Annotated in this window: 1 protein-coding gene; it reads right to left on the bottom strand. The window is 78.2% G+C overall.

Annotated features, from left to right (window positions below):
- On the bottom strand, positions 1–684 hold a 684-nt coding region (locus tag BI06_RS33135), incomplete at both ends, for an AMP-binding protein (RefSeq protein ID WP_043474494.1).

The raw sequence follows: 684 nt of genomic DNA, 5'->3' as shown, positions 1-684 counted from the left end.
CCGGGTCGGCCGGCCGACCAGCCGCTGCAGCGCCAGGTGCTCGTCCAGCCACCACTTCTCGGCCCCGACGGTCAGCACCCGCACCCCGGCGAGCGGGCGGCCCCCGGCGGTCGGCGCGAGGAGGGCGGTCAGTCGGCGCGCGGTGCGGGTGTTCAGCTCCAGCAGGGTGATCCGCTCGGCGGCGACCAGCGGCGGGAGGTCGGCGATGTCGGCGGCGCGGTCCAGGGTGAGGTTGCGCGGGGCGACCACCAGCGTCGCGCCGGAGCAGAGCGCGCGCACCCAGTCGGCGGTGAACACGTCGAACTCCAGGCTCGCCGTGCTGAGGATCCGGTCGGCGGGGGTGATGCCGTAGACGGTGCGCCAGCCCTGGTGGGCGGCGAGCAGGTTGCGGTGCGAGAGGCCGGCGCAGCGCGGCGCGCCGTTGGTGCCGGAGGTGGTGAGGACGACCGCGAGGCCGTCCGGGTCGAGGTCGACCGGGGGCGGGCCGGCGGGCTGCGCCGCCGCGGCGGCCCCGGCCGAGTCGACGCAGACCAGCTCCGCGGCCCCGGCGTCGGTCAGCCGGATCCGGTGCGCCTCCTCGGTGACGACCAGGGACGGCGCGGCCTCGGCGAGCACGTGCCGCAGCAGCGGGTCGGGGGCGCCGGGCTCCAGCGGGAGGTACGCGGCGCCGGTCTTGAGCACGGC

Source organism: Kitasatospora sp. MBT66, assembly GCF_000710405.2.
GTDB classification, from domain to species: domain Bacteria; phylum Actinomycetota; class Actinomycetes; order Streptomycetales; family Streptomycetaceae; genus Kitasatospora; species Kitasatospora purpeofusca.
Note: the sequence above shows the minus strand (reverse complement) of the source record. Positions and strands in the feature narration are given on the sequence as shown.